22 protein-coding genes and 1 riboswitch are annotated in these 24,891 nt (G+C 43.4%); of the genes, 11 read left to right on the forward strand and 11 right to left on the reverse strand.

From position 1 onward, the window contains the following. Positions 1-328: hypothetical protein (locus ACYQ2C_RS14820; protein ID WP_460115706.1), on the forward strand; the 328-nt coding region annotated here is incomplete at its 5' end. A 159-nt stretch (positions 329-487) separates the two neighbouring features. On the opposite strand, the gene tyrS is transcribed toward ACYQ2C_RS14820, so the two are convergent. Beyond that, positions 488-1,795, reverse strand: coding sequence for a tyrosine--tRNA ligase (gene tyrS / locus ACYQ2C_RS14825; protein WP_460103936.1), 1,308 nt, complete (start codon positions 1,793-1,795; stop codon positions 488-490). Between the two features lie 240 nt (positions 1,796-2,035). Between tyrS and ACYQ2C_RS14830 the strand changes: the two genes are divergently transcribed. Together ACYQ2C_RS14830 and ACYQ2C_RS14835 are read left to right on the forward strand one after the other, a co-directional pair. After that, positions 2,036-3,529 (forward strand): OapA family protein, encoded by a 1,494-nt coding sequence (locus tag ACYQ2C_RS14830; protein ID WP_460103935.1) that lies wholly within the window; start codon positions 2,036-2,038, stop codon positions 3,527-3,529. Continuing rightward, positions 3,526-4,659, forward strand: a complete 1,134-nt coding sequence (locus tag ACYQ2C_RS14835) for an anhydro-N-acetylmuramic acid kinase (protein WP_460103933.1) — start codon at positions 3,526-3,528, stop codon at positions 4,657-4,659. The genes ACYQ2C_RS14830 and ACYQ2C_RS14835 overlap by 4 nt, the downstream gene beginning before the upstream one ends. A 38-nt stretch (positions 4,660-4,697) precedes the next feature. On the opposite strand, the gene ACYQ2C_RS14840 is transcribed toward ACYQ2C_RS14835, so the two are convergent. The 6 genes from ACYQ2C_RS14840 to argC all read right to left on the reverse strand — a co-directional run bounded on the left by ACYQ2C_RS14840 (position 4,698) and on the right by argC (position 8,515). Beyond that, complete coding sequence (locus tag ACYQ2C_RS14840; RefSeq protein WP_460051697.1) at positions 4,698-5,180, reverse strand: N-acetyltransferase family protein; 483 nt, start codon at positions 5,178-5,180, stop codon at positions 4,698-4,700. An 88-nt stretch (positions 5,181-5,268) separates the two neighbouring features. After that, entirely contained in the window at positions 5,269-5,721 is a 453-nt protein-coding gene (locus ACYQ2C_RS14845) for a DsrE family protein (protein ID WP_460051695.1), read from the reverse strand. A gap of 52 nt (positions 5,722-5,773) precedes the next feature. Next, entirely contained in the window at positions 5,774-6,148 is a 375-nt protein-coding gene (erpA, locus tag ACYQ2C_RS14850) for an iron-sulfur cluster insertion protein ErpA (protein ID WP_460051694.1), read from the reverse strand. A 48-nt stretch (positions 6,149-6,196) separates the two neighbouring features. Beyond that, complete coding sequence (locus tag ACYQ2C_RS14855) at positions 6,197-6,667, reverse strand: bactofilin family protein (protein ID WP_460051692.1); 471 nt, start codon at positions 6,665-6,667, stop codon at positions 6,197-6,199. 4 nt (positions 6,668-6,671) lie between these two features. After that, positions 6,672-7,412 carry a DUF6776 family protein gene (locus ACYQ2C_RS14860; protein ID WP_460051690.1) on the reverse strand — a complete coding sequence of 247 codons (741 nt, stop codon included), beginning with the start codon at positions 7,410-7,412 and terminating at the stop codon, positions 6,672-6,674. A gap of 65 nt (positions 7,413-7,477) precedes the next feature. Continuing rightward, the gene (argC, locus tag ACYQ2C_RS14865) at positions 7,478-8,515 is read right to left on the reverse strand and encodes an N-acetyl-gamma-glutamyl-phosphate reductase (RefSeq protein ID WP_460103932.1); all 1,038 of its coding nucleotides are present in this window, start codon (positions 8,513-8,515) and stop codon (positions 7,478-7,480) included. 401 nt (positions 8,516-8,916) lie between these two features. Between argC and ACYQ2C_RS14870 the strand changes: the two genes are divergently transcribed. From ACYQ2C_RS14870 to atzF, 8 genes are all read left to right on the forward strand, one after another. Then, positions 8,917-10,668 carry a chloride channel protein gene (locus ACYQ2C_RS14870; protein WP_460103931.1) on the forward strand — a complete coding sequence of 584 codons (1,752 nt, stop codon included), beginning with the start codon at positions 8,917-8,919 and terminating at the stop codon, positions 10,666-10,668. 234 nt (positions 10,669-10,902) lie between these two features. Beyond that, a riboswitch (guanidine-I (ykkC/yxkD leader) is annotated at positions 10,903-11,026 on the forward strand. Between the two features lie 71 nt (positions 11,027-11,097). Beyond that, positions 11,098-12,138 (forward strand): putative urea ABC transporter substrate-binding protein, encoded by a 1,041-nt coding sequence (locus ACYQ2C_RS14875; RefSeq protein WP_460103930.1) that lies wholly within the window; start codon positions 11,098-11,100, stop codon positions 12,136-12,138. A gap of 11 nt (positions 12,139-12,149) precedes the next feature. Further along, positions 12,150-12,968 (forward strand): ABC transporter permease, encoded by an 819-nt coding sequence (locus tag ACYQ2C_RS14880; RefSeq protein WP_460103929.1) that lies wholly within the window; start codon positions 12,150-12,152, stop codon positions 12,966-12,968. Then, a complete protein-coding gene (locus ACYQ2C_RS14885) occupies positions 12,968-13,717 on the forward strand; it encodes an ABC transporter ATP-binding protein (RefSeq protein ID WP_460103928.1) in 750 nt (249 codons plus the stop codon). The genes ACYQ2C_RS14880 and ACYQ2C_RS14885 overlap by 1 nt, the downstream gene beginning before the upstream one ends. 259 nt (positions 13,718-13,976) lie before the next feature. Next, complete coding sequence (locus tag ACYQ2C_RS14890; protein ID WP_460103926.1) at positions 13,977-14,714, forward strand: urea amidolyase associated protein UAAP1; 738 nt, start codon at positions 13,977-13,979, stop codon at positions 14,712-14,714. After that, positions 14,711-15,349, forward strand: a complete 639-nt coding sequence (locus tag ACYQ2C_RS14895; protein WP_460103925.1) for an urea amidolyase associated protein UAAP2 — start codon at positions 14,711-14,713, stop codon at positions 15,347-15,349. The genes ACYQ2C_RS14890 and ACYQ2C_RS14895 overlap by 4 nt, the downstream gene beginning before the upstream one ends. Positions 15,350-15,410: 61 nt before the next feature. Next, positions 15,411-19,025, forward strand: a complete 3,615-nt coding sequence (gene uca / locus ACYQ2C_RS14900) for an urea carboxylase (RefSeq protein ID WP_460103924.1) — start codon at positions 15,411-15,413, stop codon at positions 19,023-19,025. A 10-nt stretch (positions 19,026-19,035) separates the two neighbouring features. Beyond that, on the forward strand, positions 19,036-20,844 hold the full coding sequence (atzF, locus tag ACYQ2C_RS14905) for an allophanate hydrolase (RefSeq protein ID WP_460103923.1): 1,809 nt from the start codon (positions 19,036-19,038) through the stop codon (positions 20,842-20,844). 307 nt (positions 20,845-21,151) lie between these two features. On the opposite strand, the gene ACYQ2C_RS14910 is transcribed toward atzF, so the two are convergent. The 4 genes from ACYQ2C_RS14910 to ACYQ2C_RS14925 form a co-directional block, all read right to left on the reverse strand. Continuing rightward, positions 21,152-21,469: a type II toxin-antitoxin system RelE/ParE family toxin gene (locus tag ACYQ2C_RS14910; RefSeq protein ID WP_460051676.1), complete on the reverse strand. Its 318-nt coding sequence runs from the start codon at positions 21,467-21,469 to the stop codon at positions 21,152-21,154. After that, the gene (locus ACYQ2C_RS14915; RefSeq protein ID WP_460051674.1) at positions 21,457-21,714 is read right to left on the reverse strand and encodes a type II toxin-antitoxin system Phd/YefM family antitoxin; all 258 of its coding nucleotides are present in this window, start codon (positions 21,712-21,714) and stop codon (positions 21,457-21,459) included. Before ACYQ2C_RS14915 ends, ACYQ2C_RS14910 begins: the two co-directional genes overlap by 13 nt. A 184-nt stretch (positions 21,715-21,898) precedes the next feature. Further along, on the reverse strand, positions 21,899-23,164 hold the full coding sequence (glyA, locus tag ACYQ2C_RS14920; RefSeq protein WP_460051673.1) for a serine hydroxymethyltransferase: 1,266 nt from the start codon (positions 23,162-23,164) through the stop codon (positions 21,899-21,901). Positions 23,165-23,663: 499 nt separating this feature from the next. Next, the gene (locus tag ACYQ2C_RS14925) at positions 23,664-24,806 is read right to left on the reverse strand and encodes an endonuclease/exonuclease/phosphatase family protein (protein WP_460103922.1); all 1,143 of its coding nucleotides are present in this window, start codon (positions 24,804-24,806) and stop codon (positions 23,664-23,666) included. Positions 24,807-24,891 lie beyond the last annotated feature (85 nt).

The following is a 24,891-nucleotide window of genomic DNA, read 5'->3' on the forward strand; positions in this document are numbered from 1 at the left end:
CCTCCCCTCAACGTGGGATGCGCATTATACGCAGCTTCTCGTTCTTGGCAAGTACTTTTTTCAAGTTTTTTTCGTCGCTCTTTTTATCTTAAAAATCACTTCGAAATTTGCCAGAACCTTGTCTTTAGAAAGCTTAATTCTTAGAACCAAAACCTTCTATTTAGGAAGCTTTGAAAACCCTTTTAATAAATGGCTTTCTTTTTCTTCCTGGACAAGAGGGCGCGCATTATACGCAACCTTTCATTCTTGGCAAGCACTTTATTCAAGTTCTTTTCGATGGGCTTTTTTACTCAAAAATCACATCGAAAACTGCCAGAACCTTGCTTGAAAAAACTCAATCTTTATAGATGAATCTTTTCTTCAAGGAGCCTTTGAAAACCCTTCTACAGCGGGCTTTCTCTGTACCCCTTGGCAAGAGGGCGCGAACTATACGGAATATATTTTTGACTGACAACTCTTTTTTAGAATTATTTTTACACTCGGGATATTAGTAAGAAACTTCGATCAGATGGTTCTTCTTCTTACCCAACTTAACCAAGAAATAGCGGCCATAACGAGCAGTTTCATTAGAGAAGTTTTGAGCACTCAACATGTTGTCATCTTGAGATTTCTCTACCCCATTGATCCAAACGGCACTTCTTCCGAGCGCGTCTTTAACTTCGCGGCCCGCAGACACCATTCCACACTCAACCAAAATTGTGGTTAAAGGCTTTTCCTGAAGATCAGCAAAACTCAATTTACTCGAAGGTAAGCCATCCAAAGCCAATTGATCCAAATCATTTTCACTCAACAACTCAGAATTACCACTGAACATTGCCTCGGTAATTCGTTTCGCCGCAGCCAATCCATCTTCGCCATGAACCAGCTCTGTCACTTGCTCCGCAAGAATACCTTGCGCTTTGGGGCGACCTGCTGCCGATTTATCTTCCGCCTCTATCGCGTCTATCTCTTCGACCGATAGGAACGTGAAGTATTTTAGGAACTTGTAGACATCGGCATCGGCTGTTCCTAGCCAGAACTGATAAAAACCGTAGGGCGATGTCTTCGATGCATCCAACCAGATCGTACCGGACTCTGTTTTACCGAACTTGGTACCGTCAGATTTGGTTACCAGTGGAAGAGTAAGGCCAAAGACGCTGCCACCGTACATCTTGCGAGCAAGGTCAACACCACCAATGATGTTACCCCATTGATCGGAACCACCAATTTGTATGGAGCACTGTTGACGCTTAAACAGTTCGGCAAAGTCATAACTCTGCAAAAGCATGTAGGTAAATTCGGTAAAGGAAATACCTTCTCCTTCGCGATCCAATCTTTGCTTAACCGACTCTTTATTAATCATGTTATTTACGGAGAAATGCTTACCCACATCTCGTAAAAAACTCACTAAATCAAGCTTGCCAACCCAATCTAAGTTATTTACTACCAACGCTGAATTATCACCAGAGTCGAATTCGATAAAACGAGATACCTGCTGCTGAATCTTTTGGGTCCATTTTGCTACCACTTCGGACGAATTCAGCTTGCGTTCCTGCGCCTTAAAACTGGGGTCACCAATTAAACCCGTAGCTCCACCAACCAGAGCGATAGGTTTATGCCCAGCCAACTGAAAGCGTCGCAGCGTCAAAAGCGGAACCAAACTACCAATATGAAGACTGTCGGCGGTGGGATCAAAACCACAATATAGGATGCGAGGCTCTTTCAGATGCTCTATCAATTGTTCTTCACCGGTCATCTGATTGACCAAGCCTCGTGATTGCAAGTCATCGAGGAGATTTTGAATACTCACCGCCATGGATTTTTTGCCTATGATTAAATAACAAGGAGAAATAAAAGATATAATCTGTAAGGTAGAAAAGATAATCTACGTCTGACTTTTAGGACGCGGAACCTTACCTTAAAAAACAATCAAAGCAAACCTTGAGAACACGCGCAAAATTTTCGATAAAGTTGTTTCATTGGGATGATAAATACCCTTTTTTCTGTTATAAACAAAGAAATACAGTGTGTTTTTTAACTAATTTTCAAGATTCCCATGCAACCAATTGATTCAAAAACAGAAACATCAAAGTCGTTAAACTGGCTGCATTTCCCCAAGACTCATTTTATTGTAACGAGCGCTCTAACCGTATCGCTGCTTGGATTGTTGTCTGTTTGGCCAAGTAAAGACGCCAACGCAATTAAGCATAAAGAACTTTCTGCCGAGAAAGCTTTATCCGACCAAGCAATATCATTTGCAGAGCAGGAAATAAATGATCCGCAATGGGAAATAGATTCTGCACAGACGACCGCAACAGCCTCTCAAATAGCTATTGAAACTGAATTTTCGCAGCCAGAGGATAGCAATCTAACCGCTATAGCATCGGAAGTGCTAAGTAGTTCAGTCGATCAAAACAGCCCTTCTGAGCCGACTCAAAACTGGCAGAAACAAATTGTTAAATCCGGCGATAACTTGTCGAATATTTTTAAGCGCGTAAAACTGAGTGATAGAGATGTCTATCAATTTGTAAACAGTAGCGACTCTGCCAAAGGACTCACCAAACTTAAGCCGGGTGAAGAAATTGAGTTTTTGATTGAGGAAGGCGAACTTGTAGCAGTTAGATACAAGCCTAATCGCTTAGATACTCTGATGTTTAACAAATCAGATGCCTCTTTTGATTTCACTCAGCAAACCGCCGTTCCAGACGTAAAATTAGCCTTTAATGAGGCTCAAATTAACGAATCATTGTTCTTAGCAGGCTCCCGAGTCGGCATGGATGACAGTGTCATTATGGAAATGGCCAATATTTTTGGTTGGGATATCGATTTTGTGCTGGATATTCGCAAAGGGGATAAATTTAAAGTCCTCTACGAAGAGAAATTTCTAGACGGCGAGAAGTTTGCCAATGGCGCAATTTTAGCCGCCGAATTTACCAATCAAAATAAGACTTATAGAGCTGTTAGATACACCGACGAATCCGGTGACAGCCAATACTACACTCCCGACGGCCAATCAATGCGCAAAGAATTTCTGCGCACACCCGTCGACTTCGCTCGTATTAGCTCGCACTTTAACCTACAACGTAAACACCCGGTGCTGAACACCATTCGCGCACACAAAGGTACAGACTACGCAGCTCCAAAGGGCACACCCATTAAAGCTGTTGGTGATGGTAAAGTTGTATTTGCAGGTAAAAAAGGCGGTTATGGTAACGCGATAATCATTCAACACGGCCAAACCTATAAAACCCTTTATGCGCACATGAACAACTTCCGTCGTGGCGTGAAAAATGGCACTCACGTGAAACAGGGTCAAGTTATTGGCTATGTTGGTTCGACCGGACTCGCAACAGGACCTCATTTGCATTATGAGTTTTATGTAAATGGCGCCGTAAGAAATCCTGTAACTGTGAAACTACCAAAAGCGAAATCCATCCCCGACGCACAAATGTTACGCTTTGCTCAGCAAACTCAGCCACACCTTGCAAAACTTGGTGTAATTGCTAATACACAGCTTGCATTGCAAGACGTAAACGACCCCAAGCAATGACAACTGAGCTCTATATTGGGCTAATGTCCGGCACTAGCATCGATAGTATCGATGCTGTGTTGCTGGAAGTCACCAAAGAGCACTTCCAGCTTTTAAATCATTGCTGCCACGACATTCCAAACGATCTGAAATTGCGTTTGGATGAGCTCACCACCTGCAATTCCTACTCTATTGATCGGATCGGGGAAACTCATCAAGAGCTTGGCTATTTATTTGCCCAAGCAGCTGTGTCTCTGTTGGAAAAGTCCGGAAAAAAATCTACGGAGATTTCTGCTATCGGCAGTCACGGACAAACGATACGGCACCGTCCTCCAGGTACATCCCCCTTTCCGTTTAGTTGGCAAATTGGTGATGCCAGCGTAATCTCGCTACTTACCGGTATCACCACAGTCGCAGACTTCCGCAGTAAAGATATAGCAGCAGGTGGGCAAGGAGCACCTTTAGCTCCTATTTTTCACAGAGCTTTTTTCTCTTCGCCCAACAAATCACGAGCAATAATTAACATTGGCGGCATCAGCAACCTTTCTAAACTTGATCCTAACAATGAGCTAATTGGCTTCGATCTAGGGCCGGGCAATCGTCTGATGGACGCCTGGTGTGAAATGCACCAAGGCAAACCATTTGATGAAAATGGCAATTGGGCGAAATCAGGAATCGTAAGCGAAAGCCTGCTCGAAAAACTACTCGCACACCCATTTTTGTCGCAACCGCATCCCAAAAGTACAGGTAGAGAAGAGTTTAACTTGGATTGGCTAAACGCCATTCTTGAGGACTTCGACGAACAGACAGTTTTTTTACCGCAAGATGTGCAAGCTACCCTGCTTGAATTCACGGCCACTTGCATCGCAAAGCAAACACTAGAACTGTTTAGCCCTGATGAAGTATTTATTTGCGGTGGTGGAGCATTCAACACTGCACTAATGACGCGGTTATCTGAATTATTCAACGTAGGTGTGAAAAGCACAGCAGACCTTGGCATTGACCCACAACAGGTAGAATCAGCTGGATTTGCATGGCTGGCGATGCGCACAATGAAGAACTTAACGAATAACTGCCCCAGTGTTACCGGAGCAACCAGAGATCTCGTATTGGGTGCGATATATCCCGCCGCACCACGAAGTTCTAGCTAAAAAGCACTAACCATAAAGCGCACGAGAAACTCTTAAAATTAGAGCCATTTATACATCACCAAAGCGTCCACCAAACCTTGCTCTGGGTGGTTAAAGGCTTGGGGTAACCGCCCAACAGTCTCAAATCCAAGTTTTGACCAAAGCCGAACCGCGCCGGTGTTAGAAGTAGCGACAAAATTAAATTGCATAGCCTTGTAACCAAGCGACCTGGCGATCAGTTGAGAATGCTCGCACAACTCAGCAGCAATTCCTTTACCTCGATGGACACTCGCCACCATATAACCGCAGTTACATACATGCTCACCAGGGCCAGATTGATTGGTTTTAATGTAATAGGTCGCGACTATTTCGCCTTTATCTTCGGCAACAAATGTTTTACGCGGCACATCGAGCCAAAGCCTTCGCGCTCCAGCAGCATCGGTGTTAACGTCAAAGGCATAGGTATCACCCGCCGAGACGACCTCATGGAAGATTGGCCAAATTTGTCCAAAGTCGTCTTCTGTTGCTTCGCGAATACGCATAGAAATTTTTTTGGAAATCGATGGAAAATCCAGACGTTAATGCAAACAATACCTAAAAGCCAACGACTTTTTAGCCGTCGGCTGCTTGTCAAAAGTATAGGTATTGCTCTTCGCTAATGAGGCGATTCACCTCGGCAGGCCCAAAAGGTACGGTATTTACGAAAGGAACCAGCTCATTCACTGGCCGACCAAGCACTCCCATACTGGTCTCGCAAACACGAATATCCACGACTTCGAAGGCGGTTAGACGAGCAGCCAAATCGACCAAGTGCTTATGTTCTTGATATTGACTGCGTAAAAAAATGCCGACTTCTGGGCCGTGCAATACGATTACAACTGGGTCGTAATCACCTTCAGGTTGATCGGCCAGAAAATACTGCTCAATACGCACAAGTGCACGCTCAATTTCTTCGGGAGAGTTGTTACCAATGCGCGCCAGATAGTTGCCTTCGAACAGCAAGTCATTGCGCTGTTCGACTTGCGCATTCACTAAAGATGACCAACCGAAGAAAATGAGAAAGAAATAAAACAAGTTTTTCATAGAGTATCGACCAAACTCACAACTCCACCCAAAAACTTGTTGTGAATTCAAACTATATAGTAAAGGAAGCTCCGCAGCCGCAGGTGCTAGACGCATTGGGATTGGTTACCACAAATCGAGCACCCGCTAACCCTTGTTCATAATCGACAGTGGAGCCGGTCAAAAAAGGGTAACTCAGGGAGTCTACTAAAACAGAAACACCACCAACCGAGATAACGGAGTCATCGTCGGTAGTTGATTCATCGAAAGTAAAACCGTATTGGAATCCAGAGCAGCCGCCACCGGTTACATACACTCGAAACTTTAAGTCTTCATTACCTTCATCTTCAATCAACTCTCGCACTTTACTTACCGCGCTATCAGTAAGATTAATTAAAGAGTTAGCAGAATCTGCGGCAGCGTCATGATACATAACACCAGAAGCCATAGTCACCTCGTAACCAGTTGAAAGCCAAAAAATACTTGAGTCTAATGATCAAGCATTAATGGGCTCAGCGCCACCATTTTTCAAGTCTTGTTTAGAATCTGACTTGGCAGATGGTTTATCAGACTTAGCTGGAGCCTTGGCAGGCTGTACTTTTTCGAACACAAGATTACCGTTAACCTGTGAACCCTTAACCATCTCAATCAACGCGTAATGAACATTGCCATCAACAACGGCGCGCTCTGCGAGCTCAACGTGTTCGCTTGAATAGACATCACCTCGAACACGACCATTGATGATAATGGTCGGCACTCGAATCTCACCGATAACCTCGCCAGAGTCGAGAACCTGAAGATGGGCAGGGCCTTCAGCGGCAGTAATATTGCCAAACACCTTACCTTCAATCATAAGATTGCCACTAAAAGCCAAATCACCTTTGATTTCCGTGGTATTTGAAATCAACGTAGTCGCACCTTTCGAAGCTTTTGGCGTACTTACGTCAGCGCTTTTTTTGTTGAACATTGTTCTAGGTCTCCTGAACCAACCAACCAAACTTTTTCTCTACTAATTGCCCGTTTTTACCACTCGATTTTGCCATCAATTCGATACGTTCGGGCTCAAAACCTTCGGGAAGAACTAGCTCGCCTTCGATATTCTGGAAGTATTTAAATCGCAACTTGATGTCTTCGTCGTCGATTTGCTCAGAAAGATCTTTCAATGGAAATTGGCGCGCCTGGCCGCCCTGTCGGCCCACAACAGTGACAGTTAACGCCCCGGAAATCAAATTGTGATTACTTGCCAGTTGCTGGATAACCATTCGATATTGATAATGGCGCGGGATTTGTGTGGCGATGAAATCGACCTGTCCAATGGTCAGACCTTGCTGATTACCTTTCGGTGACATGATGCCACGATAGAAACTGATATCAGCCTCTAAAGTTGCGATCTTATCTCTGAGTTCTACAACCTGATTGCGCACATCTTCGCTGGCTTTTTTATCGATCTCTGAACCCAAACGCAGATTCGCCGATTGTTGACGCAATTCGTTAACCTTATCCTCTGCGCTCGCAAGCTTTGACTCTAGCGCCTGCTTTGCGACAGTGAGCTCAGCCACTTCTTGACGTAACACGTAGCCACCAAACCAATACCCGCCAAAGCTTGCAAGTACAATCGCCACTACCGCGACGAGCAACAAAATGCGCCCTCGCCACGGCTGATGCTCAACCACTACTAACTGTTTCGATTTTGTCGATTTGAGTTTTGTCATCGCTCAAGCCATTCCCATTAGAATATTTTGTTCTGTGCAGATGACTGTAATTGTAGAAGCAAATCTTATGGGAATAATGCGACCTGCTCTAAACCTTGACCTTCTGGCAACCCAAACATGATATTAAAATTCTGGATTGCCTGAGTTGAGGCACCTTTTGCCAAATTATCAATAACAGACATCACTACAACCGTGTCACGCTCTTGAGGGCGAGCGACTGCAACTCGACAGAGGTTAGTCCCCTTCACGGTTCGAGTTTGTGGACAACTGCCCTTTGGCAGCACATCAACAAAGGGTTCGTTTGCGTAACGGCTTTCAAACAACGCCTGCAAATCAACACTAGTGTCACGCAATTTTGCGTAGGCCGTTACGTGAATACCGCGAATGATGGGCAATAAATGCGGCACAAAAGTCAAACTGACTTTTTCATCCTGAGGCAACGCATCATTCAGACCCTGCTCAATTTCCGGCAGATGACGATGACCACTAACGCCATACGCTTTAAAACTGTCGGAGATTTCGGCAAAAAGATTGTCGATCTTACCCTGACGACCAGCCCCACTGACACCTGACGCCGCATTCGCAATTAACGACTGAGTATCAACAATACCTGCTTCAATTAACGGTAAAAAAGCCATTTGCGTGGCCGTAGGATAGCATCCTGGACAGGCAATCAACTTAGCGTTAGCAATCTGCTCACGATTACGCTCTGGCAAGCCGTATACAGCCATATCGACCAAATCGGGACAACCATGAGGTTGGTTGTACCACTTCTCCCAGAGGGCGACATCTCGGATTCGAAAGTCCGCAGACAAATCAATAACCCTAACGCCACGAGAAATCAGTTCAGGAACCTGGGCCTGAGCTACACCATGAGGCGTGGCGAAGAACACCACATCGCAGTGACTGAGCTCATCAAAGGTTGGATCGGTAAAAGTAAGCTCAAGGCGACCTCGTAGGCTTGGAAAATAATCACTCACTTTTACGCCCGCCTCAGAACGAGAGGTTACCGCAACAACTTCCGCTTGCGGGTGATTGACCAAAACTCGCAGCAACTCAACACCGGTATAACCAGTGGCACCAACGATACCTACTTTTACCATTGAAAAAGCCCTCTAGCCCATATGATCGTGCGATTCGCACCAACAACGATCGTCAAATAAAGGCGGCAATGATACCCACGCAGAACCAAAAGCTAAAGTATTGGTGATTGACGCCATTGCGTAGCCCCAATACTGGAAGATGAAAATAACTATAGAGAACCCTGATTAACGTATCGATGAACGACACAGATATCGGAAATTGACAATACGAATTTCAATTTCTATACAATTTCAATTACTTATAGCGCTTGAAATTGGCAACCCATTCCAGTGTCTCTGGAAACGCTGGGTTAATCGGAATTTCCTATATCGGCAATTCTACCGGTGTCTTAAATTACCGTTACAGGAACTTTTAGTTTACCCTTGCTAATTCTAAATTCATTGACTCGTCGTATCGTCCAATGCAAAAAGGTTTTCGATCAGCAATAACCTCGTCTTTGACCAATTTCCGTCATCAGCTTTCATACTTGAATGCACTGCCACAGTTAACTATTTTAGGTTTAATCACCGGATGCCTCGCCGCTGTTCTAATTGTTTCGTTTCGAGCGCTCATTGAACTCGGCACAAGCCTGTATTTACCCAATTCAGAAGGCTTCGAAACATTACCATTTTATTTAAGATTTTTAGTTCCTTTTGCGGGAGCTGTGATTATCGGCATTATTTTTCAATTTCTTCCCAAGCGCAGTATTCGCGTTGGCGCCGGATACGTACTCGATCGCCTTTACAACTTCCAAGGGCATTTAGCAAAATCCAACTTTTGGGTGCAATTTTTTGCCGGAGCCTTGTGTTTAATCACTGGTCAATCCGTAGGTCGAGAAGGACCAGCTGTACATTTAGGTGCAGGAGCAGCCAGCGGCTTTGGTAAGGTTCTCAAAATTCCCAACAACAGCTTACGTAATTTAGTAGCCTGCGGTGTCGCTGCTGCCATTTCGGCCTCATTTAACACGCCATTAGCAGGCGTTATATTTGCGATGGAAGTGGTCTTAATGGAGTACACAATTACCGGTTTTGTGCCAGTAATTATGGCGTCTTTTGCGGGAGCGCTAATTACGCGCCTAGCATTTGGTACAGAGTTTGTTTTTAGCGTTCAAGATATTGCAATTACCAGCCTAACCGAATTACCGTTTTTACTCGTGGCAGGAGTTCTAATTGGATTATTGGCCACCGTATTTTCTAAATTAATGCTATTGAAAAATCCATTGCATGCGACGCCCATATTTATTCGCATAAGCTTCGCAGGTGCAGTAACTGGAGTAATTGCACTTTATCTGCCGGAGATTTTAGGTCTTGGCTACGACACAGTCGCAGAAGCCATGCTCGACCACACAGAGGTTAAATTACTGACATTAATTTTAATCGGAAAAATAATAGCAACCGGCGTCAGTGTAAATCTTGGTATGCCCGGTGGATTAATCGGCCCAACATTATTTATTGGCGCAATTTTCGGAGCCATTTTAAGTTTCTTCGCACATTGGGCGTACCCTATTCACGCCTCGGGAACCACCTTTTATGTGCTAGTGAGCATGACCGCAAGCCTTGGAGCTGTACTCAACGCTCCACTCACTGCTCTGGTTACCATGCTCGAATTAACCAACAATCCCACCATTATTTTCCCAAGTATGCTGGTCGTGGTAATTTCTTGTTTAACAACACGATATTTTATCGGTGACCAAGGCATATTTGTTACCAGCCTAAAAAGCCAAGGTTTAATTGTTAAATCCACAAGCTTTGAAAACGACCTGCGAAGGATCGGCATCCGAAGTCTTATGAACGTCAAATTAGTGTCTTCTCCTTATAAAATTGACCATAAAAAAGCAATCGAACTGCTAGAGAAAAGACCGGATTGGATTGTTCTCAATGAACTTGGTAAAACCAAACGTCTATTACGTGCCGCAGACTTAGCGCGCTTTTTAGAAGACGCACCAAATGCCATTTTGACCCTTGAAAAACCCATCGACCTTTTAGAAGTGCCGGGCAAAAAACTCACTATGCCTCCCATTCACGAGCAGGCTACCGTACTTGAAGCGCATTTATTAATGAAAAGCGAATCCGTCGAGGCCGTGTATGTACAAAACCCTCGACAATTACCGCTGGAGACCGAAATTCTAGGCGTTGTTACTCGCGACGATATTAATAATTATTACTCGGTTTAATTTAAGCTGACAGAAATTGAAGAAGGATTCCTTACAAAATACAAAATTATTACTAAAGGGCGCACCATTAACTTAAATAAAAAATAGAAATGCACCAACTATGATCGTATGATAATAGTTAATTTTGTAGGTAGCCGCTTAATACCGCCAATTCCAAGACATCTACTCGGTGGCATAAAGACTGCTTTAATAAAAACGACCGTACTCTTGGTATAGACGGCGATACAATTTGATTAAATAGAGCGCTAGGGTTCCGGCTTATTCTTAAGCGACTGGTCCGAGAGCACTCGACCTTCCTTAACTTTCCTTTCGGATAGTTCAGATAGAGGTTACACGGCGGGACAAAAGCCCGGGAGACTTAATTGGCGTTTAGCCAAGAGTGCTCCACGTAACTGAAAATTTGATACTTATAAATCCGAGAGGTCTCCAATGAAACACCTTCTCCTTGCAGCGCTATTAATTTCCCTGACTAATTCAGTATTTGCTCGCGATAATTTTAAAATTTGCTGGTCAATTTACGTGGGTTGGATGCCTTGGGCCTATGGTGCCGAACACGGTATCGTTAAAAAATGGGCCGATAAATACGATATTAAAATTGATGTTGTGCAAATCAATGATTACGTAGAATCCATAAATCAATATACCGCCGGAGCTTTTGACGGTTGCTCTATGACGAACATGGATGCGCTAACCATTCCTGCTGCGGGTGGCGTAGATTCAACCGCATTAATTGTTGGAGACTTCTCCAACGGCAACGATGGTGTTGTACTCAAAGATAAAAAATCCCTCGCCGAAATCAAAGGTCAAACCGTTAATCTGGTTGAATTAAGTGTTTCACATTATTTATTAGCTCGCGCATTAGATAGCGTGGGATTATCAGAACGTGATTTAAAAGTAGTAAATACCTCCGACGCAGATTTGGTTTCTGTTTACGGCACATCCGATGTGACTTCTGTTGTTACATGGAACCCTTTATTAGGCGAAATTCTTACAAACCCCAGCAGCAATCTGGTATTTGATTCTTCAAAAATTCCCGGCGAAATTATTGATCTGTTAGTTGTAAATACCGATGTTCTAAAAGAAAACCCTAATTTCGGTAAAGCACTGGTTGGCGCCTGGTATGAAATCATGGCAACCATGAGCGGTGACGACGCTGCTGCAAAAGAAGCAAAAACTTTTATGGCCGAAGCTTCCGGTACCGATTTAACCGGGTATGAAGCGCAGCTAGCAAGCACCGAAATGTTTTATCAGCCGAGCCAAGCACTATCGTTAACCAATAGTTCTGAATTAAAAACCACTATGCAACAGGTTGCTGAATTTTCATTTGACCACGGCATTTTAGGCGAAGGCGCACCGGATGCAGGCTTTGTTGGCATTGAAACACCCTCAGGCATTTACGGTGATCCAAACAATATTAAATTGCGTTTCGATCCAACCTTTATGCAAATGGCCGCAGACGGAAAACTGTAAATAATTATTCTATGAAACGCCTAATCAATTTAAAGCCCTCGAAACCTCTAGCGTTTGCACTTGGAATTTTGCCGTTTTTTTTAATTGCCGTACTTTATGTAATTAATTCTAATGCGCGACTTGCTGAAAACGCTGACGACAAATTATTACCGCCGGTTAGCAAAATGGCTGACGCGATGGAACGCTTGGCTCTAGAGCCTAGCAAACGCAGCGGCGAGTACACATTTTGGATAGATACCGCAAGCAGTCTAAAGCGGTTAGGATTAGGCGTTTTATGTGCAGCAGCATTGGGTTTGCTATTTGGTATTTTTACCGGTGCAATTCCATTGGTGAAATCGGGCTTATCGCCCTTTTTAACGGTTATCTCATTAATTCCACCGTTGGCATTACTACCAATTCTATTTATTGTTTTTGGTCTTGGCGAATTATCTAAAGTTGTTCTAATCGTTATTGGCATCTTTCCATTTATTGCTCGCGACATTCAAAGACGCGCCGAAGAAATTCCCAACGAACAATTAGTAAAGGCGCAAACCTTAGGCGCAAATACATCACAAATTATAGTTCGCGTTTTGCTGCCGCAATTAATGCCAAAACTCATCGATTCTGTGCGTTTATCACTGGGTGCAGGTTGGTTATTTTTAATTGCCGCCGAAGCCATTGCCGCAACCGACGGCCTAGGTTACCGAATATTTTTGGTACGAAGATATCTATCCATGGACGTTATTTTACCCTACGTCGCGTGGATTACATTATTGGCGTTTATTGTTGACCAGCTTTTAGCGTTACTGAATCGAAAATTGTATCCGTGGCATTCACAAGGTAATCGATAGTGATTGAAGTTAAAAACTTGTGGAAAAACTACGGCGAAAACGTTGTTTTAGAGCAACTTAATGTAACCGTGGCAGAAGGGGATTTTATTACCATGGTCGGTAGCTCCGGCTGTGGTAAGAGCACTTTTCTGAACTTATTATTAGGCACCGAGCAATTGTCTCGGGGTGAATTGTTGATTAACGGCAAGCCTATTGCCAGCGAACCCGGCCCAGAAAGGGGCATTGTTTTTCAGCAGTATTCCGTGTTTCCACACATGACGGTTTTAGAAAATGTCATGGCCGCAAAAGCATTTGAGCGCAAAGGTTTTACTGGATATTTATTTGGCAAAGCCAAACGAGAAGCAAAATCTGCGGCGGAAAAACTACTCAAAGAAGTGGGTTTAGAGCACGCTTTAAAAAAATATCCACACGAGTTATCCGGCGGAATGAAACAACGTTTGGCCATTGCTCAAGCGCTACTGGGCAAACCAAAAATACTGTTATTGGACGAACCCTTCGGCGCTCTAGATCCGGGTATTCGTGCCGAAATGCATCAACTGGTTCTAAACTTATGGCGCGAGCACGGCTTAACCATATTTATGGTCACTCACGATTTAAAAGAAGGTTTTTATCTAGGCACGCGACTTTGGGTATTCGATAAAATTCGTCACGACCCACAAGCCCCGAACGCCTACGGCGCAACAATTACCTACAATTTACCGGTTTCTAAAAATTCGAATTATGAAAATTTATTGTCACCGACAAAATAATTGAACTCGAAAACTATTGAGCGCTCTTTTTTTAAATTAAAAGAAACTCTAAATCAAAGGAAACTCTAAATCAAAGGAAACTCTGATTAATTTAGAGTTTCTAGCGAAACAAGGATGTATCGCCAATTTCAAGAACTCTAAGTGATTGAAATTGTGCAGACATTGAAAATCGCATTTTCAATGTCTGTCCCCTAATTAAATTATGGATGATTTAATCAGCGGTTCCTAAATACTGTTTAGATAAAACTCTGGAGACACCGTGAGCTTATCAACCTACTCCACCACTATTGCTCCCGGCGGGCATTGGTCACTCAGGTTATTGCGTGGCACACAAATGACGCTTACCGATATCGAAGGTGGCGCGAACGTCGGTATGCTTTTTTATAATCCCGACAATCTGTTAGAAAAATACAACGCACCCGACACGCTAAAATGCCAGCACACCTTTAAATTAACACGCGGCAACTGCCTATATTCAGACATGGGGCGGATTTTCGCATCCATCACGCAGGATGATTTAGGTTGGCACGATACGGTTGGTGGTAACTGCACCGCAAATCAAGTCACAAAATCGTGGGGTGTTCGCGACTATCAAAATCATCGCAATGCCTGGCATCAAAACGGACACGATGCTTTTTTAGTTGAACTCGCTAAATACGGCTTAGGTTTAAAAGATCTTGCTGCTAATTTAAATTTATTCAGCAAAATTACCACCGATGCAAACGGTGCATTAACGTTCAACAAAAATCATTCATCACCGGGTAACAGCATTACACTTCGCTTTGAAATGAATACGCTTGTGATATTACACACCTGCCCTCATCCATTAAATACCGAAGAAAATTACCCAGCAAAACCGGTAAAAATAGATATTTCTGCTGCTGAACCCGTTATGGATGACGATTATTGTTTGAATTTTAGACCCGAAAATCAACGCGGCTTCGCCAATAACCAGTTGTATTACTTGGGGCAGCAACAAGGAATCGTAGCGCTATGAAAATCAGTCATTTAATGGCAGAAAATGCCGATTTCACCCAGAAAGTCTTGGCGGGCGATTATTTTATTCACAATATCACTGCGGGCAGTGTTTTAAGAATTCTAGATCTCGAAGGTAATCAAGCCGCCGATACGTTATTTTATAATTCACACAACCCTGAAGAGCGTTACAGCGCAACCGATACTATTCGCGAACAAGGAAATGTTTATTTAACCGATGGCAGCGTTCTTCGGTCTAATCTGAATAACCCCATGTTAGAAATCGTTGCCGACACCTGCGGACGTCACGATACATTGGGTGGTGCTTGCGCAACTGAAAGTAATACCGTTCGTTATGATTTAGAGAAACGTTGCATGCACGCTTGCCGTGATAGCTGGATGCTTGCCATTGCCGAAAATCCTGAATTTGGTTTAGACAAACGTGATATCACTCATAACATTAATTTCTTTATGAATGTACCGGTAACCGAAGATGGCGGCCTAACCTTTGAAGATGGCATTTCGGCGCCGGGTAAATACGTAGAATTAAAAGCGTTAATGGACATCACGGTGCTCATATCGAATTGCCCACAATTAAATAATCCCTGTAACGGTTACAACCCAACGCCAATCGAAGTTTTGGTTTGGAATAGTTAAATCACCTTCAGTGGACGGCCACTGTCGTAATGCCCGCGGGACGACCCGCCAACGATAATGTATGTTCAGTAAAGTTCTTATCGCCAATCGCGGCGCCATTGCTTGCCGAATTATTCGCACGCTTAACAAACTCAATATTCAATCGGTAGCGGTTTACGCCGAAAGTGATGCTCAAAGCCTACACGTTCGCCAAGCCAGCGAGTCGTTTTGTTTGGGTGAAGGCCCTGCACAAGATACCTATTTAAATTACGAAAAATTACTCACCATCGCCAAACATACGGGCGCGCAAGCGATTCATCCCGGCTACGGCTTTTTAAGTGAAAACGCTGATTTTGTGGAGGCTTGTGACAAGGCCGGTATCGTATTTATTGGCCCGCGCGTTTCACAGATTTTAGATTTCGGCTTAAAACACCGCGCTCGTGAGCTGGCTCAAGCTGCCAAGGTACCATTATTACCGGGTACAGAAGTTCTGGAAAATCTCGATCAAGCCCTTATATCGGCCACCGAAATTGGCTACCCCGTTATGCTAAAAAGCAGCGCCGGTGGTGGTGGCATTGGTATGCAGTTGTGTGAAACCGAAGATCAGCTGCGCGGCGCTTTTGACAGTGTAAGACGTCTTGGTGAAAAAAACTTTGCCGATAACCGCGTATTTCTTGAAAAATTTATCGCCCGCGCCCGACATATTGAGGTACAAATTTTTGGCGACGGTAAAGGGAACGCACTGGCCATTGGAGAACGAGATTGTTCCAGCCAAAGACGCAATCAAAAGGTCGTTGAAGAATGTCCGGCTCCAAATCTAAGCGATGAGATCAAGAAAAACCTTCATGCTACCGCCGAAAAATTATTGGCCAGCGTGAATTATCAAAATGCTGGCACCGTCGAATTTATTTTAGATGCCGACACCCAAGATTTTTATTTATTGGAAGTAAATACTCGGCTACAGGTAGAACACGGCGTTACCGAAGAAGTGTATAACATCGATTTGGTTCAGATGATGTTACAACTTGCCTCCGGCGAGAATCTGGATTTAAACGCAATTAGAAATACCTTGAAACCCGAAGGACATGCCGTTCAAGTTCGACTCTATGCCGAAGACCCCTACAAAAACTTTCAACCCACCTCTGGCCTATTAACTCACGTTGAATTTCCGAGCCAAGAAAATATTCGCATCGATCACTGGCTTGAATCGGGCATTACTGTATCGCCGTATTTTGATCCAATGCTAGCGAAACTTATTTGTCATGGAAAAAATCGCGCTACTGCTCTTAATCAGCTGAGGGACACTCTGGCTAAAACCAAGCTCTACGGTATAACGACCAACAAAGATTATTTATGTGATCTATTAAACGACAAAACTCTCCTTGCAGGCAATGTTACCACTCGCTATTTAAACGAATTTAAATATCAACCCAAACGCATTGATGTGTTAAGCGCGGGAACGCTGACCACCATACAAGATTTTCCCGGTCGTACCGGGCTTTGGAATGTAGGTGTACCACCGAGCGGCCCCTTCGATAATTATTCATTTCGTTTAGCCAATAAATTATTAGGCAACAAATCCGATGCAGCCGCTTTAGAAATTACGCTGCAAGGCCCATGTCTACAATTCAGTTTTGATACCACCATTGCCATTGTCGGTGCCAACCTAGAAGCGACAATCGATGGTGAGACGATTCAATTAAATACCCCAATTAACATTCTAGCCAACCAAACCTTGACCATGGGTAAAATAACATCCGCGGGTGCACGCTGTTATTTAGCCGTTGCCGGTGGTTTTGATTGTCCCGATTATTTAGGTTCTAAAGCTACGTTTACACTGGGCCAATTTGGCGGTCACGCCGGTAGAGCACTTCGCGCGGGTGATTGCTTAACAACGCTACCTTTTTTATCCGATGATTTATCTGATGAAAAAGCATCATCGGTATCGTCAAATATATTTCCGGATATAAATAACAAAGTGGAATTACGAGTTATTTATGGCCCTCACGGCGCACCGGATTTTTTCACTCAAGATGACATCGAGGTATTTTTTAACACTCAATGGCAAGTGCACTATAACTCCAGTCGCACCGGCGTGCGCTTAATTGGCCCTAAACCGCAATGGGCGCGTAAAGATGGCGGCGAGGCAGGACTGCATCCATCCAATATTCACGATAACGCCTACGCTTTTGGTACCGTTGATTTTACTGGTGACATGCCAGTAATTCTTGGCCCAGATGGTCCATCTTTAGGTGGCTTTGTGTGCCCAGCTACGGTTATTACCGCAGACCTTTGGAAACTGGGCCAATTAAAAGCCGGTGATAAAATCAAGTTTATTCCGGTTTCTATCGACACGGCCAAAGCGTTAGAAGTCGCGCAATTAAAACAACTCGATACATTACAACCGCAATCCGTTGAATTTGAACAAGCAGAAATAACCACGCCGATATTTTCGACCTTCAGTAAACACGATGCCGGTATAGAAATCAGTTATCGCTTGGCCGGCGATCATTTTTTGCTAGTGGAATATGGCGATTTAATGCTGGATATTCCTTTGCGTTTACGCGCCCATGCTTTGTTAAATTGGCTGAGCGAAAATCCAATAACCGGCATTAAAGAATTAACACCCGGTATTCGCTCGTTACAAATCCATTTTGATAGCCAACAACTCGATCACACAGATTTAGTTCAGCAGCTAAAAAATGCCGAGCGAATTATTTATAAAAATCTGGCCGACATCACCATTAAATCAAGAATCGTGCATTTACCGCTGTCTTGGGATGATAAAGCCTGCCGCCAAGCAATCGAAAAATACCAGCAATCGGTGCGAGCTGATGCACCTTGGTGTCCAAGTAACTTAGAATTTATTCGTCGTATTAATGGTTTAGAAAGTATCGACGAGGTTAAAAAAATTGTTTTTGATGCGTCCTATTTAGTCATGGGACTCGGTGATGTTTATTTAGGGGCGCCAGTTGCAACACCAGTTGATCCGCGTCATCGTTTAGTTACGACCAAATACAATCCTGCCAGAACTTGGACAGCTGAAAACTCGGTAGGTATTGGTGGTTCTTATTTATGCGTTTACGGCATGGAAGGCCCCGGTGGTTATCAGTTTGTCGGGCGCACCTTGCAAATGTGGAATCGCTATCAAAAAACCAAAGAATTTGAACAGCCTTGGTTATTGCGCTTTTTTGATCAAATTCGTTTTTACGAAGTCAGCCACGAAGAACTGAATCATATTCGCCGTGATTTTCCGTTAGGTAATTATCCGTTAAAAATTGAAGAAACCGAATTTAATTTAAGCAGCTATCAAAAATTTTTGACCGAGAATCAAACATCAATTGAAGAATTCACAGAAAAACGCGATTACGCCTTTAACCAAGAATTACAACGCTGGCACGCCGACGGACAATTTCATTTTAACGAATCAGAAGTGAATGAAACTCTGCAAACCACTGATTGGCCGGAATCGAGTATTGTTATTGAAAGTCCGGTTTCGGGCAGCGTTTGGCTGGTAGAAAAATCCGTGGGCGACGAAATTACCACCGACGACATTTTGGTGGTTTTGGAATCCATGAAAATGGAAATACCTATTACCACTCACACCGCCGGAACCATTTCGCATGTATTAAAAACCGCAGGTCAACGCGTTGAAGCGGGTCAACCTTTGATTGTGCTAGAGCCTAAAAGTCTTTAGGAGTGAAATTATGAATTCTATGACCATAAAATCGTTACGCGATGCTTATTTATCAGAACAATTAACACCACAACAATTAATCGCAGATATTTTAGATAAAGCCAAAAAATTTGCCGACCACAATATTTGGATTCATTTATTAACGGCGAAAGAAATAAATCCCTACATTGAAGCCTTAGCAGAAAAACCCATAGCAGACTATCCACTGTGGGGAATTCCTTTCGCTATTAAAGATAATATTGATCTTGCTCGAATTCCCACAACGGCGGGCTGTGAAGCTTTTGCTTACACGCCAGAAAAATCAGCGTTTGCAGTACAACAGTTAATTAACGCGGGTGCCATACCCGTCGGTAAAACCAATCTTGATCAATTTGCTACAGGCTTAAACGGAACCCGCTCACCCTTTGGTGCCTGTAAAAATTCGTTTAATCAAGAGTATATCAGCGGCGGTTCAAGCTCTGGTTCTTCGGTAGCCGTTGCATTGGGTTTAGCGACCTTTAGTTTAGGCAGCGACACCGCCGGTTCTGGTCGAGTACCAGCCTGCTTTAACAATTTAGTCGGACTAAAACCTTCGCGCGGACTACTATCTGCATCGGGGATGGTACCGGCGTGTAAAAGCCTCGACTGCATGAGTATTTTTGCGTTAACTACCGAAGACGCCAACACGATATTAACCAGTGCCGAAGGTTTTAATATAAGCGATGAATACAGCCGAGAAAATACGCCGTCGAATAAATCACGATATTTTGGCCAGCAAACACCACCTTTCACACTGGGAATTATTGAGTCATCGCAACTGAAATTTTTTGGCGATAAAGAGTACGAAAAAGCTTATCACAAGGTGATTGAGCAACTGCAAGCCATCGCCGACGTTACCTTAATTCCTATAGATTATTCACCCTTTGACCAAGTCGCCAAGCTGCTTTACGAAGGCCCATGGGTTGCCGAACGCTATCTAGCCGCACAAGAGTTAATTAATACTAATCCCAATGCTATTTTTCCGGTGGTGCGCGATATTATCGCCCCCGGCGGTGAACCCAAAGCTCATGAATTATTTTCGGCACAATATAAACTTGAAGGTCTCGCAAAAACCTGTCGTGCTCAATTAAATAAGTGTAATGCGTTATTAATGCCAACGGCAGGTCGGATATTTACTATTGAAGAAATGCTAAATGAGCCCATTAAACACAACAGCGAGTTGGGGTATTACACCAATTTTGTGAATTTATTGGATTTATCGGCCATTGCTGTACCAACATCGTTTACCGAAAAGAATTTACCGTTTGGCATTACCTTAATCGGCGATACATTTGCCGACCGGTCGCTGCTTTCAATCGCTAATTATCTTGAGACTATTTTTGTAACACCCGAAGGCGCAAGTACAACCTCGAAAACAATAACTCATCTACCTAAAGTTAACTCAACAAAAACCGTTGATGTTGTTGTTTGCGGTGCGCATCTAGAAGGATTACCACTGAACTGGCAACTTACCGAACGCGGCGGAAAATTAATTAACACCACCACAACCTCAAAAAATTACCGCATGTACGCACTCGCCGGTGGCCCACCGTTTCGTCCAGGGTTAATTCGCGACACTGAAAACGGAGCAAAAATTGCGGTAGAAGTATGGCGCTTGCCAATGACGGAATTCGGCAGCTTTGTCGCAGGCATTCCAGCACCCTTAGGCATTGGCAAACTCGAACTCGATGACGGCCGATGGTTACCGGGTTTTATTTGTGAAGGTTACGGAATAGAAGGCGCAGAGGAAATTACAGAATTGGGTGGGTGGCGAGCCTATCTGAAGACTTTATCTCAGTAATCGCACAACAAAAATAGGTGAGAATAACCTATCGGAAACTCTAATTAACTTAGAGTTTCCAGCGACACAAGGACGTTTTGCCAATTTCAAGAATGGTAAGTAATTGAAGGTGTGAAGAAATTGGAAATGGCATTTTCGATTTCTGCTCTCTAATTAAATCAGGAATGCGTTAATCAGAAGTTCCAAGAAGATTCGAGTGTGCTTGGATTACCGACGTTATTTTGAGGTATAAGTAAGTACCTCAATCAATACCCCAATTGCGATAATGCATAAAGTACAACCAGCAATACACTCTGACTCAGAATATTTAGCGATTACCTTTCCGATCTTTTAACATAAATAACCGCAGCTCTCGCTCGCTGCGCATTACATATAAGATATACACATTATTATCTTTATCGGCTCGGTAAAACAGACGGCACGGCCCTACAATTAATTCTCTGTAGTCTGTGTTTTCTAGCTCAGGTGGCTTACGTCCCGATTCAGGAAATGTTTTTAATTTTTGAGTTGCTTGAAACACTTCGTTAACGAACTTTTTAGCCGTACTTGGTTTATCGAGAGCGATGTGTTCGGCTAATTCATCCAAATCTGCAAACGCGGGTTCGGTCCATTTTATTTGAGCCATTTCCCCATTCTTTCTTCAGCTTCTGATTCGGACAAAACTCTTCCTTCCAACACAGCTTTTTCTCCACGAGCAACGCCTTCTAATATCTTCATTCGATTTTGCATTTGCTCGTAGTGTTCAAAATCAACAAGATAAGCAGAAGGCTGACCGTGCTCTGTTATTAGAACCGGTTCTTTGGTTTCGTGCAGCTCAGCCAAAATTTTTGTGGCTTGGCGCTTTAAGGTGGTTACGAGTTCTGTTTTCATAACAGTGATACTATTCTATCACTTAGTGACACGCAAGGTTCAAACTTTAATCAACAACGTGTATTTAAAGCTTGCGTCAAACCTATAAAAAATTGCTCACCAAAAACACAAGCCTTAAACAGCAGACATAAAAAAACCGCAGACTTTCATCTGCGGTTTTTTAAGAGCAATTAAGCCTTTGAACTTAGCTTGCGTACACTGGGAAGCGTGCGCAGATATCCAATACTTTTGCTTTTACTTCTGGAATTACGGTTTCAGAGGTACCTTTTTCTAGGCTTTCTAAAACATCACAAATCCAGTTGGTTAATTCAATGGTTTCGGCTTCTTTAAAACCACGAGTAGTAATCGCTGGTGTACCTACGCGCAAGCCAGAGGTCACAAACGGTGAACGCGGATCGTTTGGCACTGCGTTTTTGTTAACGGTGATGTAAGCATCGCCAAGAGCTTTATCAGCGTCTTTACCGGTGTATTCTTTACCGATTAGATCAACCAACATTAGGTGGTTTTCCGTACCGCCAGAAACGATTTTAATACCACGTTCCATAAAGGTCGCTGCCATTGCTTTTGCATTAGCAACCACTTGTTTTTGGTATTCTTTAAATTCTGGTGATAGCGCTTCTTTGAAGCTGATCGCTTTAGCAGCGATTACGTGCATCAATGGGCCACCTTGACCACCTGGGAATACCGCTGAGTTAAGCTTCTTCTCGATTGCTTCGTTAGCACGGGCCAAAATAATACCACCACGAGGACCACGAAGGGTTTTGTGGGTGGTAGAGGTGGTTACGTCTGCAATTTGTACAGGGTTTGGATAAACACCGGCAGCAACAAGACCTGCAACGTGAGCCATATCAACCATTAAATAGGCGCCAACACTGTCTGCGATATCGCGGAAGCGCTGCCAATCCATAACTTTGGAATACGCAGAGAAACCCGCAACAATCATTTTTGGTTTGTGTTCTTTGGCTAGAGCTTCAACTTGGTCGTAATCGACCTCACCGGTTTCGGTGTTCAAGCCGTATTGAATGGCGTTGTAGGTTTTGCCCGAGAAGTTAACTTTGGCACCGTGAGTAAGGTGACCGCCGTGGGCAAGGTCAAACCCTAAAACTGTGTCACCCGGCTCACACAAGGCTTGATAAACCGCTGCGTTCGCTTGCGAACCCGAGTGTGGCTGTACGTTGGCGTAGTCGGCACCAAAGAGCTCTTTAGCGCGTTCGATGGCTAAGGCTTCGGCTTTATCAACGTATTCACAACCGCCGTAGTAGCGCTTGCCAGGGTAGCCTTCGGCATACTTGTTCGTCAATTTGCTGCCTTGAGCAACCATGACCAACGGGCTGGTGTAGTTTTCAGAAGCAATCAGTTCGATGTGCTCCTCTTGGCGCTGATTTTCTTGCTCAATAGCTTCCCAAATTTCGGGATCAAATTGCTCCAGGGTTTGGTTGGATTCAAACATTGGCTACCCCTTCTGGTCCGGTGTCTAAAAATGAGGCGCGGATTTTACACGATCCAGTAAAATTTGCTCTCTATTTTAGTGTTTTTGGTCGATTAAGACAGGAATACGCAGAAAAATACCAAAGCTATCACTGCTTGCACCATTTAATAGATTCAATACAGATTCAACAGGGTTTGTGTAGGGAATCGGCCTACGGATTCTTGAACGTAAATTCTTCTAAAACAACTTTTACTGAATACACAGGCAAGTAGTTATTCGTCTGGGAAAGTAAACTAAATCACTTAGAATTAATACTTCCACAATTAATTTAGAGGAAAGAAATTAACCATTCGATTTTTAATTTCTTTATAATTTCAATTACTTACCGTTCTTAAAATTGGTGGCACATCCTTGTGATATTGGAAATTCTAGGTTAGTAAGAGTTCGTTAACCTTTTTGTTAAGGTATTTATTCCCGTACAAAAGAGACTTTCTTTCAGTACAAAACCGGCCTTCGCTTTTTAGTTGTCAGTTATTTTCAGGTCCAAATAAACTAAACGATGATCTGAAGACGCTTTACGATCGGCGACCAAACGAAACAAAGCGCTGTCATTGGTCGGCCAATAGACACCACCACCAACAATCTCTAGACCTTCTTTTGAAGGTAATACGTAATCAGCCCGACTTTTCCAAAACGCGGTATGCTCATCACTATTGGCATCATCGGGAGCATTTTCTTTGCCGCCGTCGCTTGTAGGAATAAAACTCGAATTTATTTTTGGGTGATTAAGCAGCTGCTCCATGGTACCCGGATAGGTTTCTTTGCTGTACACACTGGCATTTAAGTCGCCGAGAATAACAAAGCGCTGGCCATTAAATTTTTCGCGAGATCCAGCATCGTCGTAAAGATACGATTCACCCGATAAATAATCCGTAATCAAACGGATTTCATCGTGGTTTCTAAGGCCATTACGATTCTCCGGGCCATCAAATACCGGTGGTGTTGGATGCTGTGCTAACAGATGAATCTTTTTATTTTGAATGGTTATTGGCAGGTCCCAATGAGACTTGGACGATAATCTAAAATCTTGCCATTGTGGTTGTGAATACCAAGGCGCCCCTGAAGCCGGATCTACAGGCATTAAAGCGCCGGGCATATCGTGCCAACGGAAATTCTTGAAAGTGCGAATTGACTCTATGTCTATTGGAAATTGGCTCAACACTACCATTCCGTATTGGCCGGGATAATTTCCGTAGCCCCACGCATCTTCACCTTTACCAGAGGCAATGCCATCTCGATTAAAATCGTACGGGCTTGGTTCTCCGGTATTAACGGGAGCAGTAAAAAAGTAGGGATAATCGATTCCCGATAATTCGCTTTGCTGGGCTAATTTTAGATATTGATCAATAAACGCCAATACGCCCCTGCTAGGATTTTGAATATAGTCGAATTCATTCAACAAAATGATATTTGGACGAACACGCTGAATTATTTCAGCTATATTTTTTATTTGTGAATTTTTGCCGCTCAGTAATTCTTTAGTAAGAATATCGTTGCTTTCATCGTCTAGTTTTTCGTCAGTGTAATTTGTTGCTTCCATACTGACGTTAAAAGTTGCGATACGAATGACTGAGCTTGCGGAATTTTCATCTGCGTAAGTCATAGCACTGCAAATACAAAAAATTAAAAAACTTAACCACTTAAAAAGCTGACTATTTGCCATAAAAACTTATCCATTTCCGTCAGTT

The organism is Sessilibacter sp. MAH3 (assembly GCF_054658275.1).

Bases quoted from the DNA above. Each gene is read 5' to 3' on its own strand.
- ACYQ2C_RS14830 (WP_460103935.1), top strand. From the start codon at position 2,036: ATGCAACCAATTGATTCAAAAACAGAAACATCAAAGTCGTTAAACTGG.
- ACYQ2C_RS14925 (WP_460103922.1), bottom strand. From the start codon at position 24,806: ATGACTTACGCAGATGAAAATTCCGCAAGCTCAGTCATTCGTATCGCA.
- ACYQ2C_RS14910 (WP_460051676.1), bottom strand. From the start codon at position 21,469: ATGGCTCAAATAAAATGGACCGAACCCGCGTTTGCAGATTTGGATGAA.
- argC (WP_460103932.1), bottom strand. From the start codon at position 8,515: ATGGTAAAAGTAGGTATCGTTGGTGCCACTGGTTATACCGGTGTTGAG.
- uca (WP_460103924.1), top strand. From the start codon at position 15,411: ATGTTCAGTAAAGTTCTTATCGCCAATCGCGGCGCCATTGCTTGCCGA.
- ACYQ2C_RS14895 (WP_460103925.1), top strand. From the start codon at position 14,711: ATGAAAATCAGTCATTTAATGGCAGAAAATGCCGATTTCACCCAGAAA.
- tyrS (WP_460103936.1), bottom strand. From the start codon at position 1,795: ATGGCGGTGAGTATTCAAAATCTCCTCGATGACTTGCAATCACGAGGC.
- ACYQ2C_RS14860 (WP_460051690.1), bottom strand. From the start codon at position 7,412: ATGACAAAACTCAAATCGACAAAATCGAAACAGTTAGTAGTGGTTGAG.
- ACYQ2C_RS14855 (WP_460051692.1), bottom strand. From the start codon at position 6,667: ATGTTCAACAAAAAAAGCGCTGACGTAAGTACGCCAAAAGCTTCGAAA.
- ACYQ2C_RS14880 (WP_460103929.1), top strand. From the start codon at position 12,150: ATGAAACGCCTAATCAATTTAAAGCCCTCGAAACCTCTAGCGTTTGCA.
- erpA (WP_460051694.1), bottom strand. From the start codon at position 6,148: ATGGCTTCTGGTGTTATGTATCATGACGCTGCCGCAGATTCTGCTAAC.
- ACYQ2C_RS14845 (WP_460051695.1), bottom strand. From the start codon at position 5,721: ATGAAAAACTTGTTTTATTTCTTTCTCATTTTCTTCGGTTGGTCATCT.
- ACYQ2C_RS14870 (WP_460103931.1), top strand. From the start codon at position 8,917: ATGCAAAAAGGTTTTCGATCAGCAATAACCTCGTCTTTGACCAATTTC.
- ACYQ2C_RS14840 (WP_460051697.1), bottom strand. From the start codon at position 5,180: ATGCGTATTCGCGAAGCAACAGAAGACGACTTTGGACAAATTTGGCCA.
- ACYQ2C_RS14835 (WP_460103933.1), top strand. From the start codon at position 3,526: ATGACAACTGAGCTCTATATTGGGCTAATGTCCGGCACTAGCATCGAT.
- ACYQ2C_RS14875 (WP_460103930.1), top strand. From the start codon at position 11,098: ATGAAACACCTTCTCCTTGCAGCGCTATTAATTTCCCTGACTAATTCA.
- atzF (WP_460103923.1), top strand. From the start codon at position 19,036: ATGAATTCTATGACCATAAAATCGTTACGCGATGCTTATTTATCAGAA.
- glyA (WP_460051673.1), bottom strand. From the start codon at position 23,164: ATGTTTGAATCCAACCAAACCCTGGAGCAATTTGATCCCGAAATTTGG.
- ACYQ2C_RS14915 (WP_460051674.1), bottom strand. From the start codon at position 21,714: ATGAAAACAGAACTCGTAACCACCTTAAAGCGCCAAGCCACAAAAATT.